The organism is Siphonobacter sp. BAB-5385, from assembly GCF_002261125.1.
Taxonomy (GTDB): domain Bacteria; phylum Bacteroidota; class Bacteroidia; order Cytophagales; family Spirosomataceae; genus Siphonobacter.
The window spans coordinates 1-13,517 of sequence record NZ_NMPS01000250.1; the positions used below are offsets into that span (position 1 = coordinate 1).

Genomic DNA, 13,517 nt, shown 5'->3' on the forward strand with positions numbered 1-13,517 from the left:
ACTATCAACTATCAACTATCAACTATCAACTATTCACCTTATTGCCGCAACTCCCGAATCTCCCGAGCCACCTTTTCCGCCCAGCGAGCCTGTTCAGGTTGAATGATACTATGCCGCGTTTCGGCGTCATACTGCTCCTGATAGCGATTCATTTCCCGGAATGATTCCAGAAAAATGTATTGAATGCGACTATCGTAATCTTCCAGCGGCAGTTCTTCGGCCAGTAGAGCTTTTTTGAAACGCTCCGTAATCAAATGCGTGATGTCGAAGTGCAGCTGTTCGTGGGCAAGGGCGTAGGCGTTTGTGGCCGGTTCCGAAGTCCAGGAAGAATTTTGTAACATGAAGGCCTTGACCGTCATGTCAATATATACGGTTCCTTTATCTACGTGCGTCATGGCCTCATATCCGAAGCTGGTATAAATCATAGCTCCCGTACGTGGGTTTACCCGTCTGATAGGGCCGCGAAAATCATTCCAGGTCAGTTTACGGGCCGGATCATAAAAAACGGTATCGGCTAAACGCCCCTTGGGTACGTATTCCCTGAAGCGAATCTGAACCCGGCGGGCCAGCTTTTCAGTACTCTGCTCATGGGTCTTTACCCAGTTGCCAAACTCCTGAAAGCAGCGTCCGAGGGTTTGCCGAAGCTGAATTTCATAATTACCCTCCATGCCGGGTGAACGACTGTAATCCGCTCCAGCCTGGCATTCAGTCAGTGTAATGTAGCGATCCTCGACTTCCCGCTCAAAGACCAACTGTACCCGAAAGGTCCCTCGGATGAGCCGACTGGAAGGTTTTTCGTCAAACCATAATTGCCTGATTCGCACGCGTACGGGATAATCCCGCTCATTCCGGGGCGGCTGTCGGAGCAATTGACGCAACGTAGCCGGAACGCTCGCCGCAAATTGCAAGCGGGTCGTCTGACCCGAGGGAAGCACTACGGTACCCAGGCCTGTTTGATTGGGGCGTTCGTCAACAATGTCCTGTAACGTATACAAATTGGGTAATTGCGGAATCGATTCCGAACGAAGTCCCAACGTTTTTTGGGCCCATACCATCGGCGTACCTAAGAAGCAGATCCAAACGAGCAGGTATCCGCGTAAAAAGCGTCTATGTATCAAGTTCATGGGTTTCTATGCTCTTTTTAACGCAAAAAAGAATAGAAAAGTGCGGGGAAATTTCTTCACTTTATCCTTGACTTTATGGGCAGACCTCACTAGGTTCACTCTTGCTAACGGGCCTTTTATCCTAGATTAAGGAACGGATAGAATGGTTTTTTACGGTAGCTACTATGGTTAAACCTAAAAATGAGTGTGCGTATGAAACTGCAAGTGCAAACAGTCCATTTCGATGCGGATAGCAAACTGCTCGACTTTGTGCAAGCCAAATTCAATAAACTCGATCAGTTTTATGATCGGATTACGAGTGCGGATGTATACCTGATGCTGGATAAAGGCGAGTCGAGCAAGGTTCAAAATAAAATTGTGGAAATTAAGGTCTATGTACCTGGTGACTCGATTTTTGTGCGGGAAACTGGTACCACCTTTGAAGAAGCGACGGACCGCGTATTGGATATTGCGAAAACGCAGGTCAAGAAATATAAGGAAAAAGTAAAGGCTAAAAATGCTCCGAAAGCCGCTGAACTCATTACCGAAGAGGAAGACAGCGACATATTGTAAACCTTCTCGTTCGTATAAAAAAGAGGTCGTTCTTACCAGGAGCGACCTCTTTTACATTAGATGGTATTGATTTTCCTGAAGGCATTCCCTTACTTGAAGGCAAATCCTCTACCTATGAACAAACGCACCTTCCTGAAACTCTCTTCCGTTGTTGTAACGGGTAGCCTTTTACCTCCCATGAGCAGCTGTAAAGAAAGCAAAAACACCCGCAATGCCGCTAAAGAGTTGTTGAGCACGAAAGAGTTTAACTGGGCTCGTAATTTCGAGTATAGTACTCAAGATTTTCAATACCCGAAATCAACTGAACAACTCAAAGAGCTGGTCAGGGAAATGAAGCATCTGAGAGCCTTAGGAACGCGGCATTCGTTCAACCGTATTGCGGACAGTACGGAGCATATCGTTTCTCTCAGAGAGCTGGATAAAGTGATTTCGCTCGATAAAGAAGCTCGTACAGTAACCGTAGAGGCGGGAATACGGTACGGCGAACTGGCTGAATACCTCCACAAAGAAGGGTACGCTTTGCACAATTTGGCATCCTTGCCGCACATTTCCGTAGCCGGAGCCTGTGCGACGGCTACGCACGGATCGGGTGTGAAAAATGGGAATCTTTCCACGGAAGTAGTTGCTCTGGAATTGCTAACTGCCACGGGAGAAACTGTGCAGTTATCGGCTGAAAAAGATAAAGAGACGTTTTACGGAGCCGTTGTAGGGCTGGGAGCCTTGGGCGTGGTAACGAAACTGACCCTACAGGTACAACCTACGTTTTTGGTTCGACAGGATGTCTACCGAAATATGCCACTCGCTCAGTTGAAAGAGCATTTTGAAGAGGTCATGTCCGCCGGATATAGTGTGAGTTTATTCACCAACTGGGCGAACCAGACTATCAATCAGGTCTGGATCAAACGACGGGTCGAAAAGGGAATGATGATGAAAATCCCAGATACGCTATTTGGAGCTACCCTGGCTACAAAAAAACTGCATCCCATCGAAGCCATTTCCGCTGAACACTGTACCGAGCAGCAGGGCGTACCGGGTCCCTGGCACGAGCGACTGCCGCACTTCAAAATGAACTTTACGCCCAGCAGCGGCGAAGAGCTGCAGTCGGAGTTTTTTGTTCCCCGGGAAAAAGGAATCCAGGCTATTCAGGCAATGTTCCAGCTAGCGGATCTCATTACGCCACACCTGCTGATTTCAGAAGTACGCACTATCGCTGCCGATTCGTTCTGGATGAGTCCCTGTTATGAGCAGGATAGCGTTGCCCTGCACTTTACTTGGAAACAGGACTGGCCCGCCGTCAGTAAAGTGCTACCCATTATTGAAGAAAAATTGGCTCCCTTCCAGGCTCGTCCGCACTGGGCCAAGCTGTTTACGATGTCACCCATGCGGTTACAGTCGCTTTACAAGAAACTGCCTGATTTCAAGAACCTGATCAAGCAGTATGATCCGCAGGGGAAGTTTCAGAATGAATTTCTGGAGAAAAATTTATACGGTGTTTAAAGGGAAAGTCGGGTCATGTTAACCAGGTCTGTACATCCTTTGATGCATTAGCTTTTCCCGAAAGTACTAGAGCTTTCGGGAAAATTTTAGAGGCCATAATCCGATTGAAAAACTATAAACTAGTAGTTGATCCTTCCAAAGCGAGAATAACCTTTCAGATACTGCATATATTAAAAAATTTTACAAATTAACTTCGGACCAAGGACAGATTCACCAAATTATGCGTAACATTCGGCAATGAAACGCATGGTACGTACCCCTCTATTACTCGCCGGTGCCTGTTTCGCACTGGTTTCGCTGACGGCTAGCATTGATCCCAAGCCCCTTTATAAAAATCCCGCCCTGCCTACGCATCGCCGGGTGCAGGACTTACTCCAACGTATGACGCCCGAAGAAAAAGTCGGGCAACTGGCCACGCCACTCGGCTGGTTCATGTACGAAAAGAAAGGCAACGAAGTACAGGTAAGCGAGCAGTTCAAAAAAGCCGTTGCTGAACAGCATATTGGTTTGCTCTGGGCCACCTTACGGGCCGATCCCTGGACGCAGAAAACCCTGACGACGGGCCTCAATCCCCGGCAGGCCGCCGAGGCTACCAATGCCTTGCAGAAATACGTCATTGAACATACGCGACTGGGCATTCCGCTTTTACTCTCGGAAGAATGTCCCCACGGCCATATGGCGATTGGAACGACGGTATTTCCGACGGCCCTCGGGCAGGGTAGTACCTGGAATCCGGCCCTGATTCAGCAAATGGCCTCGGCTATTGCTCAGGAAGCCCGTTTGCAGGGGGCTCACGTGGGGTACGGTCCGGTGCTGGACTTGGCCCGCGAACCCCGCTGGTCCCGCGTGGAGGAAACCTACGGTGAAGATCCCGTACTGAATGGCCAAATGGGTCGGGCGATGGTCAAAGGTTTTCAGGGAACCAATCTGAAAAGCGGAGCTAACATCATTTCCACGCTGAAACACTTTGCGGCCTACGGCGTACCCGAGGGTGGACATAACGGCGGTAGTGTTGCTCCGGGCGTTCGGGAATTACATCAGGTCTATCTGCCGCCCTTCCGCGACGCAGTACAGGCCGGTGCTCTCTCGATCATGACGGCCTATAACTCCATTGACGGCATTCCCTGTACGGCGAATCCGGTTTTACTCAAAACCATTTTACGGCAGCAGTGGGGTTTTAAAGGGTTTTCCGTATCCGATCTGAACAGTATTCAGGGATTGTTAGCCAATCACCATATTGCAGCGAACCGGGTAGAAGCGGCGGCTCTGGCGATCAACGCGGGTCTGGATGCCGATTTGAGCGGTACGGGCTTCGACAAATCGCTGTTACAGGCCCTGAAGGAAGGAAAAGTAAGCAAAGCCGTATTGGATACTGCGGTGAGCCACGTGCTGCGACTGAAATTCGAGATGGGATTATTCGAAAATCCCTACGTTCATCCGGAGAAAACGTCGGGTGTGCGTAGTACCGAACACATTCACTTGGCCCGTCAAGTGGCTCAGCAGGCAATCGTTTTGCTGAAAAATGAGAATCAGCTTTTACCGCTGAAAAAGTCTTTAAAGAGCATTGCAGTCATTGGGCCGAATGCCGACAACGTTTACAATCAGCTCGGCGATTATACGGCTCCGCAAGCTGATGGAGCAGTAGTTACAGTACTCAAAGGTCTTCAAAATAAACTCGGTTCTAGCACGCAGATTCGATACGCCAAAGGATGTAGCATCCGCGATACGTCTTCAACCCAGATTGTCGAGGCTGTCGAAGCGGCTCGTCAGTCGGAAGTAGCCGTTGTCGTCATCGGCGGATCGAGTGCCCGTGATTTCAAAACGGAATACCAGAATACGGGAGCCGCTCACGTAAAGGCTTCCGAAGTATCGATCAGCGACATGGAAAGTGGTGAGGGGTACGACCGGGCCAGTCTGGATTTGATGGGCCGTCAGTTGCAATTGCTGGAAGCCGTATTAAAAACGGGCAAACCCGTTGTCGTCGTATTGATCAAAGGTCGTCCGCTGAATCTGAATTACGTATCGGCTCACGTGCCCGCCGTACTCGACGCCTGGTATCCCGGTCAGGAGGGGGGCAACGCCATTGCCGACGTACTCTTCGGCGATTACAATCCGGCGGGTCGTCTGCCCATTTCCGTGCCTAAATCGGTGGGTCAACTGCCCGTGTATTACAACTACAAAACACCCGTCAAACACGATTACGTGGAAAGCGACGCCAAACCCCTGTATCCTTTTGGCTACGGCCTCAGTTACGCCTCATTCGACTATAGCGGTCTGACGATTGCAGTAGCCCCCGTTTCGAAAGACGTAACGGTGAAGGTTTCGTTTCGGGTGAAAAACACCAGCAATCGTGATGGTGATGAGGTCGCTCAGTTGTACGTGACCGATCAGGTGGCGTCAGTCGTAGGCCCGGTCAAGCAGCTGAAAAAATTCGAGCGGATTCATCTGAAAGCGGGTGAAGAAAAAACGCTAACATTCGAGCTGCACGCCAAAGACCTGATGTTACTCAATCAGCAGATGCAATGGGTCGCCGAAAAAGGAAAATTCACGGCACAGGTAGGAGCATCTTCGGAGGATATTCGATTGAAAGACGAATTTCAGTTAACGCAGGATATTCCCGTAAAACCGTAATTATCGCCCGAAAACAAAAGATCCCGAAAGTCGTACCGCTTTCGGGATCTTTTGTTTTTGGGCTAGCTTACTGAATGGGCTGATCGTCTTCCAGTAATTTATCCTTGTACTTCTGATAAAGAAAAGACGTAAACAGTAATAAAACCCCGACGCTCAGGAAAATGATGATTTTCCCGCCCGTGGGTACGCGGCTAAGGTCAAAAATGAGCAGTTTTCCGAGAACGATACCAAAGAGAGCGATGCTGGACAATCGGTATCGTTTTACTTTTTGAGTGAAGCCCAGCACAATCAGTACCAGCGAATAGACACCCCAAAGAACGCTAAATCCGGCCTGAGTAGCCTGCAGACGTTGTTCTTCAGCGTGCAGGGGATCAAGCAGAATCAGATGCGTCATCAATTCCTGACTCAGAATCCATAAAGGAATGACATGGATAACGTACAGAAAACCGTTGCGGATCTTTTTCCAGCCGGGCGTATGCTCGGGAATCATTCGGTACAGGCCCCAGGTCCACACGGCCAGGGAAGCGTACAGCAGAAAACGCAGGAACAGTGGTGTAGCGGGGACTTTGAGGTACTGATTAACCAGCTCCAAAATGGGTTGCTCAGCAACGATGTACAGAAACAGTAATCCCGAAAGTCCCAGACTAAAGGCTTTCCAGATCCCAAGCGAACGTCGGGACAAACCCCAGTGAACCAGCCCCAGATACAGAGCCGAGTAACTCATAAACACTACTTTCTCAATGAGCGGAGCGTAGCGATTCACCTGGATATTGAAATACCGTTCCCATTCAACCCAGCCAATAAAGTAGGCTGTTCCCAGCAGCAGAATCAGCAAACTATTGGGGAAAAGACCCGTCCGGTCGTTGCGATACGATTGAAAAAGCATAAAGACCAAGGCTGCCAGGTACAGAAAATTAGTCAGGAAGGTCCGGTTGAAATAGGGCAGATAGTCGGGGGATTGGATCACAGGATCGTACCAGTAGACAAAGACTGAACCCGCCGCCAGATAAATCAGGGCGATTCCGAACACCCGCAGTAACCGCGAAGACCGATTGACACCCAGGTAATACAAAGCCGCTGCTCCCGCTGCCCAAAGGATCGTAATCCAGTCGCCTTCCAATTGAATCGGTACGGCAACGATCAGAAACACCAGCATTAAGGCCAGCGAGGTGCGGGAGAGTACGGCAAAATTTCGCTGATGCATATACCACGCAATTCCCCCGTGTACCAGGCTGTTGGCTAAGGTAAATGCCGTGATGGTCAGCGTAGGGTAGTGGTGCTCATTAAGGATAAAGTACGTCGGGAAAAAGTAGAAGATAGAATTCAGAATCATCAGCAGAATAGTACGGTTGTTGACGTACTCTTTCTGGAATAAGGGGTAAATCAGCTGATTAGCGTAGAGTTGTAAAAAGAAAACAGCCCCGAATACCAGACTGATCCAGACGTAACCGGGCCGGTCGAATCCGTTGATGATGAAAGCGATAAAGATGAGCCAGGTGAAGCTGAACGCCGCCGTGTTCATCAACTGCCAGTTGCGTTGGTAGGCCAGAGCCAGTACGCCGGTGTTCAGAATCGTCATGTACACAAACAGGCCCCAGGCAGCTCCGTTCCCGCCGACGAGGAAGGGCACCGCATACGCTCCCACGAGTCCGAAAAGTCCAATCCACTGAACTTCGTACTGCGTGGCCTGCCAGACGGTAAAGAGCGTGATTGCCACCATCAGTCCAAAAGCGACGGGCGGCGGCAGGAAATGGTAAAAGTAAAATGCCGCGTAGGTGGTCAGGTACGCCGTAGCAACGCCGCCACTCAGGAGTACGGCACTGTAGGTCAGATACTTGGGTTTCAGCCAGAGGGCCAGTCCCGTTAAACCCGCTCCCAGTCCCCAACCCAGCAGCAAACGGCCCCAGGGACCAATCAGATCATTGTCGAAGGCGTATTTTACGAAAATGGCCATGCCAATTACCAGAGCCGCAATCCCTATTTTACTCAGGAGATTGCCACCGATGTACTCTTCCGTGGGCGTTTGCGAACGCGTAACGGAGCGGGGAGCCGCTACCGGTGGTGGAGGTACGGAGATCGGACGCGGGGGTACGGTAACGGGAGGTACGGGGGGCGTTGAGGGTACAGAGGCGGTTTCTTCGCCGCGTCGAAGCAGGAGCAGTTCCCGCTCGATCTGACTGAGGTGTTGCTGATAGATCGTTAGCTGGCTGGAAAGTCGTTGTACTTCGGCTTCCAGAGCGTCGATTCTGGTTTTTTCATTCATGATTGAAGGGTACGTAAGGTGGGTTGGATATACGTACGGTAAGCGTCATCCATAGGTTTAAAAACTAAGAACTTATTGAATGACAAAATTCATCCGATCCAGACCCGTATTTTTGGTAATGCGATCATACGCATAAATCTGTACTTCATACATGCCCTTTTCCTTAATGGGCAGGCTGCCCTCAAAAATATTATCGATCCCGGCAAAATTCAAAGGCACTTCGCCTCGAGCTACGCCGTCTTTTTTCACAAACGCTTTTACCTCAATCTGCTCGGAATTCCAGACCCCGCCTTTCGTAATGACGCAACCGCACATCATCACCAGATTGATTTTCAGTTTAACCTGACTATCCTTTAGCGAACTTAGGCTCAAAACCTGATGCGTTTGGGGTTCGAGAATATCGAGCATAAAACCGGGGATTTCCAGGATGATTCCCTCGCCATCCATGGCTTTGCCGGGAATAAGCCACAATTGAGTACTGGCCTTGACCGCAGCACTTTTCCGGTTGACGGGAGCGGTCGCTTCAACGGTTACAAACGTGGGGGCGTCGAGTTTGAGATTTGCTTCGAAGCGGGCGGTCTGGTCATCCGTCAGGCGGTCGTACCGTTGGTGGGGCGTTTTTAGCAGGAGATCGGTATTGCCGGAGTTACCCGTTGTCAAGCCCTGGGCCAGAATTTCACCCGTCAGATCATGGTGAATAACGACGTAAGCCCCGCCAATGCCCGTACCAATAAATTTGGCGTCTTTGGCCCGGGCCCGGACTATCACTTTAGTGGATTGAGCAAATCCGTAACAGGCCACCAGGCAGAGCAGAAAGGTACTAAACAAGTGTTTCATACAGGTTTTAACTGAGGAAGAAAAAAGTTTTGGAAAGGAAGAGTAACCGAAATAACAAGTATACTGTATTCCAGTAAGATTGTAGACTATTACTGCCGATTTCTTCCCAACAAAAAAGACCTGAACCGTTTCCGGCTCAGGTCTTTTTTATCTTCAATCTGAAATTACAAACCGAATTCAGCTTTTACTTTCTCTACGTAGTCGAGTTTCTCCCAGGTAAAGAGCTCTACTTCGAGTTCTTTCGTAGCTCCGTCGGGTGATTTGAACGTCTTCGTCACCACTTTCGATTCCCGTCCCATGTGGCCGTAGGCCGCTGTTTCGGAATAGATGGGGTTACGCAGTTTCAGACGCTGCTCGATGAAGTACGGACGCATATCGAAAATCTTCTCTACTTTCAGAGCGATGTCACCGTCGGATAGGCCCACTTTCGAGGTTCCGTACGTGTTCACGTAGATACCGCAGGGCTCGGCTACACCAATGGCATAGGATACCTGAACGAGTACTTCGTCCGCTACACCCGCCGCAACCAGGTTTTTGGCAATGTGACGCGTCGCGTAAGCTGCCGAACGGTCTACTTTCGAGGGATCTTTACCCGAGAAAGCTCCACCGCCGTGGGCACCTTTACCACCGTAGGTATCGACGATGATCTTACGGCCCGTCAGACCCGTATCCCCGTGGGGACCACCGATCACGAATTTGCCCGTCGGGTTGATGTGGTACGTAATTTCGCCCTCGAATAAACCACGTAATTCAGGTTTCAGACTGGCTTTTACGCGGGGGATAACAATCGCTACGATGTCTTCGCGAATTTTGGCAAGCATGGTTTCATCGTCCGCGAAATCGTCGTGCTGGGTAGAAACGACAATGGTATCGATCCGCTGGGGAACGTTATCATCGCTGTACTCAATCGTCACCTGCGATTTGGCATCGGGACGAAGGTAGGGCATCAGCGAAAGTTCGTTGTTCCGGATGTCGCTCATCGTCTTGAGAATCTTGTGAGCTAAGTCCAGAGCTAAGGGCATATAGTTGTCCGTTTCGCGGGTCGCGTAACCAAACATCATTCCCTGATCACCGGCACCCTGTTCTTCGGGGCTGGAACGATCCACACCCTGATTGATATCCGCCGACTGTTCGTGAATGGCCGAAAGAACACCGCAGGAATGAGCTTCGAACATGTATTCCGACTTCGTGTACCCAATCTTGCGAATCACGTCACGAGCAATGCTCTGTACATCGAGGTACGTCGAAGACTTCACTTCACCCGCCAGAATAACCTGGCCCGTCGTTACCAGCGTTTCACAAGCTACTTTGGATTGGGGGTCGAAGGCTAAAAAATGATCAATGAGGGCATCTGAAATTTGGTCTGCCACTTTATCGGGGTGTCCTTCAGATACAGACTCAGAAGTGAACAAATAAGGCATGTTCTGTAAATTAGAATGATTTTGGGAGTTACGAATCCATGTAAACTTTTCGTAGTCCTCGGCCAAAGGAAGGAATTGAACGTTTTTGACTGTTGCTGAAATAGCTGATTACCAGCAACAAAGTCCGTATCGTCAAACCACCGTAGCGTTCTGGACTCGGTTGGTGCCCTAACTGGAGCCTCTGGATACTTTTGCAAAATTGTACATTCAGCGGAAATTCACCAAATATGTAGGCTTACCGTTTGAACATTTCCGAGATATTTCTCTTAAAAACGTCAAAAGCAGCCACCGTAAAGGGAATAACGGGTACTGAATACAGAACGCCCAGGTCTTCCCGAAGCGACGTTTCCTCATCCAGAAAGCGAAAAATCAGGTGAGCAGGGTTCTTGCGGAACAAATCGGTAAAAACCGTTGCCGCAGAATACCGATTTTTCAGAAATACATTTAGAAGTACCTGATCATAAAAACGGTACTGAGCCGAGATGGGTCGGTTGGTGACCGGAGACTGGGAGAAGTTCTTTTCCAGTTGACGTACTAAGCCCTGTAGTCGCTTTTGCGTACGCGTAAACGTGTAACCCGTACTGGCCCGGGTGTATCCCCCGGCGGTCCCAATCCGGATGACGTGCGGCGAAGGTTGTTCGGGCATCGGCTCGTCACTCATCGGAATGATACCCGTTTCTTCTTCGGTAATCTCGTAGGTTTCCAGACTAAAAAAATCCTTCAGATAGGCTCGTAAAGCCTCGTCGTATTCGTCTGGCGTCAATAGGGTGGGCGTGAAGAGCGTGAACTCAACGAGAGCTTCTGTTGCCGAGAAAGGCATGACGTATACAAACCGACACTCGTTTTTCTGTTCGATCCGGAAGTCCATCATGATCGGCGTTTCGGGATCGAATACCGGTTTTTCGGTACGAACCACCCAGCCCTTGAAATGCTGTAGGAGTTCCTGCCAGCGAGGGGCTGGGAGCGAAGCGGGCTCTGCCGTCAGCATTCGAATGGCCTGCATGGGAACGGTACTGTCGAAGCACCACTGAGCCCGATACTCGCCTTTCGAGGTTTGAACCAAAGCTGAACCCGCGGACGTTTCCACCGAATGTAAATCCGCGAACAGGTACTGGATATTGGGGTTACGGGAAAGATCAGCCCGGATCGAAGCGTAAAAATCTTTTCCGCGAAGGAGCTTATACTGGTGCTGGCCAAGGTCTAATTGGTGGGAAAACCCCTCCGTTCCGTGAAACCAGAGCTTATTCCAGTGTCGATACAGAATGGATTCAAACGCTCCTTCGCCCGCCTGCCAGAAGGCCCAGGTGCGGTCGTTACGGGTTTTGGGTTCCCGGTCAATAATCAGGATCTGCTTATGACGTAAGGTGCTGTGATTGAGGTAATAGGCCAGGCTCAGCCCGGCCATCCCTCCGCCCGTAATGATGATGTCGTACTTCAAGGCAAATCAGGGGAAATTGTGAGGATACAACCCAAAATCAAGGGTACTTGTTTGTCCGAAATACATTTACTCTATACGAAAGTCCTGAAATACAAACAGCCTCGCTTTTAACAAGCGAGGCTGTTTCATGTACTACATACGTGATTAATTCATCCGTTACACGTGCACGTGACGTTCGGCGTGGTAGCTGGAACGAACCAGTGGTCCCGCTTCTACGTACTTGATACCGCGTTTTTCGCCTTCTTCCTTGTACATCGCGAAGGTATCGGGGTGAATCCATTCGATGACTTCGTGGTGCATTTTGGTCGGTTGCAGGTACTGGCCCAGTGTCAGAATATCCAGTCCGTTTTCAACCAGATCATCCATCACTTTAAAAACTTCTTCCTGCGTTTCGCCCAGGCCCAGCATAATGCCAGTTTTGGTACGCTTACCGAATGCTTTCGTACGCTGAATCTGCTCCAGACTGCGGCTGTATTTAGCCTGTGGACGAACGGGACGGTATAGCCGCTCCACGGTTTCCATATTGTGTGAAACCACTTCCTGGCCGGCTGAAATCATGCGTTCCAAAGCGGGCCAGTTTCCTTTCGTATCCGGAATCAGGGTTTCAATCGTCGTACTCGGACTCAATTCTTTCGTCAGACGAACCGTATCATACCAGATTTCTGCTCCCCGGTCTTTCAGTTCGTCACGGTTGACGGACGTAATCACGGCGTGTTTCACACCCATGATTTTAATGGCCTCAGCCACGCGTCGGGGTTCGTCAGCGTCATATTCGTTTGGACGGCCCGTCGCTACGGCACAGAAGGTACAGGAACGCGTACAGACATTGCCTAAAATCATGAACGTGGCCGTACCCGCTCCCCAGCATTCGCCCATGTTGGGACAATTGCCCGACTGACAAATGGTGTGAAGCTTGTATTCATCCACCACCTGCCGCACATTGCGGTATTCCGGACCCGTCGGGAGTTTTACTCGCAACCATTCGGGTTTACGGGTAGAAGAACCCGGTCTGTTTAAACCAGCCGGTTCAGTTTTCGTAATAACGGGTAGCTCGATCATCCCAATATCAATTGCTGATTTGACAAACAATGGGTTTATCAACGTAAATACAAAGGTAATGAGCTAACCGGGAATGCGTAGAAAAAGTTGCTTTGAACACGGATTTTAAGGTAAACCCGGTTAATGGTTGGGAGCGGGGGCTTTTCGGAGAAGAAATGCCTTTTTACGGATGTTTCATCCGTAAATCTTTGAATACCTGTAGCGGATTTAGTTCTTGGGTTTACTTTTGAAGTTTTAATTCAGTATCTATGGCAACTGCAAAAATTACGTACTTAGGACAGCTCCGCACGCAAGGCGTCCACCTTAAATCAGGTTCAGAAATCTTAACGGACGCTCCCGTAGACAATCACGGCAAAGGAGAAGCGTTTTCACCTACGGATCTGGTGGCATCCGCTCTGGGATCATGTATGCTTACAATCATGGGTATTGTGGCCCAACGCGATGGAATTGACATTACGGGTACAGAAGTAGAAGTAACGAAAAGTATGGCGGAAAGCCCCCGACGGATTGGCCAACTGGAAGTAAAACTGAAAATCAAAACTAATCAACCGTTGACGGAAACCCGGCGGAAGAAACTGGAAAACGCGGCTCTTACCTGCCCGGTAGCTGAAAGTCTGCATCCGGATTTGAAGCAGGTGGTGAGTTTTGAGTTTTTGGTTTAGAGTTTCCAGTTTCCAGTTTCCAGTTTCCAGTTT

Annotated in this window: 10 protein-coding genes and 1 riboswitch; of the genes, 4 read left to right on the plus strand and 6 right to left on the minus strand. The window is 49.7% G+C overall.

The features are described from left to right. Window positions 1-38 precede the first annotated feature (38 nt). Entirely contained in the window at window positions 39-1,124 is a 1,086-nt protein-coding gene (locus BWI93_RS26225; RefSeq protein WP_094816901.1) for a hypothetical protein, read from the minus strand. A gap of 192 nt (window positions 1,125-1,316) precedes the next feature. Here BWI93_RS26225 and raiA point away from each other — a divergent pair, with 192 nt between their 5' ends. The 3 genes from raiA (at window position 1,317) to BWI93_RS26240 (ending at window position 5,804) form a co-directional block, all read left to right on the plus strand. Further along, window positions 1,317-1,676 carry a ribosome-associated translation inhibitor RaiA gene (gene raiA / locus BWI93_RS26230; RefSeq protein ID WP_094816902.1) on the plus strand — a complete coding sequence of 120 codons (360 nt, stop codon included), beginning with the start codon at window positions 1,317-1,319 and terminating at the stop codon, window positions 1,674-1,676. 114 nt (window positions 1,677-1,790) lie between these two features. Then, window positions 1,791-3,173, plus strand: a complete 1,383-nt coding sequence (locus tag BWI93_RS26235) for an FAD-binding protein (RefSeq protein ID WP_094816903.1) — start codon at window positions 1,791-1,793, stop codon at window positions 3,171-3,173. Window positions 3,174-3,419: 246 nt separating this feature from the next. Continuing rightward, complete coding sequence (locus tag BWI93_RS26240) at window positions 3,420-5,804, plus strand: glycoside hydrolase family 3 N-terminal domain-containing protein (protein WP_094816908.1); 2,385 nt, start codon at window positions 3,420-3,422, stop codon at window positions 5,802-5,804. Between the two features lie 67 nt (window positions 5,805-5,871). Here BWI93_RS26240 and BWI93_RS26245 read toward each other — a convergent pair whose 3' ends face one another. The 5 genes from BWI93_RS26245 to lipA all read right to left on the minus strand — a co-directional run bounded on the left by BWI93_RS26245 (window position 5,872) and on the right by lipA (window position 12,822). Further along, the gene (locus tag BWI93_RS26245) at window positions 5,872-8,067 is read right to left on the minus strand and encodes a DUF2339 domain-containing protein (protein ID WP_094816904.1); all 2,196 of its coding nucleotides are present in this window, start codon (window positions 8,065-8,067) and stop codon (window positions 5,872-5,874) included. A gap of 72 nt (window positions 8,068-8,139) precedes the next feature. Further along, a complete protein-coding gene (locus BWI93_RS26250; RefSeq protein WP_094816905.1) occupies window positions 8,140-8,904 on the minus strand; it encodes a hypothetical protein in 765 nt (254 codons plus the stop codon). Window positions 8,905-9,068: 164 nt separating this feature from the next. After that, on the minus strand, window positions 9,069-10,325 hold the full coding sequence (metK, locus tag BWI93_RS26255) for a methionine adenosyltransferase (RefSeq protein ID WP_094816909.1): 1,257 nt from the start codon (window positions 10,323-10,325) through the stop codon (window positions 9,069-9,071). A 74-nt stretch (window positions 10,326-10,399) separates the two neighbouring features. Continuing rightward, a riboswitch (SAM-I-IV-variant riboswitch) is annotated at window positions 10,400-10,519 on the minus strand. 41 nt (window positions 10,520-10,560) lie between these two features. Then, window positions 10,561-11,763, minus strand: coding sequence for a lycopene cyclase family protein (locus BWI93_RS26260; protein WP_233207779.1), 1,203 nt, complete (start codon window positions 11,761-11,763; stop codon window positions 10,561-10,563). A gap of 156 nt (window positions 11,764-11,919) precedes the next feature. Then, entirely contained in the window at window positions 11,920-12,822 is a 903-nt protein-coding gene (gene lipA, locus BWI93_RS26265) for a lipoyl synthase (RefSeq protein ID WP_094816906.1), read from the minus strand. Window positions 12,823-13,070: 248 nt separating this feature from the next. Here lipA and BWI93_RS26270 point away from each other — a divergent pair, with 248 nt between their 5' ends. After that, on the plus strand, window positions 13,071-13,484 hold the full coding sequence (locus BWI93_RS26270) for an OsmC family protein (RefSeq protein ID WP_094816907.1): 414 nt from the start codon (window positions 13,071-13,073) through the stop codon (window positions 13,482-13,484). Window positions 13,485-13,517: the final 33 nt, after the last annotated feature.

What these genes read in the sequence shown, in the direction of transcription:
- metK (WP_094816909.1), bottom strand. Translation starts at nt 10,325, where the DNA reads ATGCCTTATTTGTTCACTTCTGAGTCTGTATCTGAAGGACACCCCGAT.
- BWI93_RS26225 (WP_094816901.1), bottom strand. Translation starts at nt 1,124, where the DNA reads ATGAACTTGATACATAGACGCTTTTTACGCGGATACCTGCTCGTTTGG.
- BWI93_RS26235 (WP_094816903.1), top strand. Translation starts at nt 1,791, where the DNA reads ATGAACAAACGCACCTTCCTGAAACTCTCTTCCGTTGTTGTAACGGGT.
- BWI93_RS26250 (WP_094816905.1), bottom strand. Translation starts at nt 8,904, where the DNA reads ATGAAACACTTGTTTAGTACCTTTCTGCTCTGCCTGGTGGCCTGTTAC.
- BWI93_RS26240 (WP_094816908.1), top strand. Translation starts at nt 3,420, where the DNA reads ATGGTACGTACCCCTCTATTACTCGCCGGTGCCTGTTTCGCACTGGTT.
- BWI93_RS26270 (WP_094816907.1), top strand. Translation starts at nt 13,071, where the DNA reads ATGGCAACTGCAAAAATTACGTACTTAGGACAGCTCCGCACGCAAGGC.
- lipA (WP_094816906.1), bottom strand. Translation starts at nt 12,822, where the DNA reads ATGATCGAGCTACCCGTTATTACGAAAACTGAACCGGCTGGTTTAAAC.
- BWI93_RS26245 (WP_094816904.1), bottom strand. Translation starts at nt 8,067, where the DNA reads ATGAATGAAAAAACCAGAATCGACGCTCTGGAAGCCGAAGTACAACGA.
- raiA (WP_094816902.1), top strand. Translation starts at nt 1,317, where the DNA reads ATGAAACTGCAAGTGCAAACAGTCCATTTCGATGCGGATAGCAAACTG.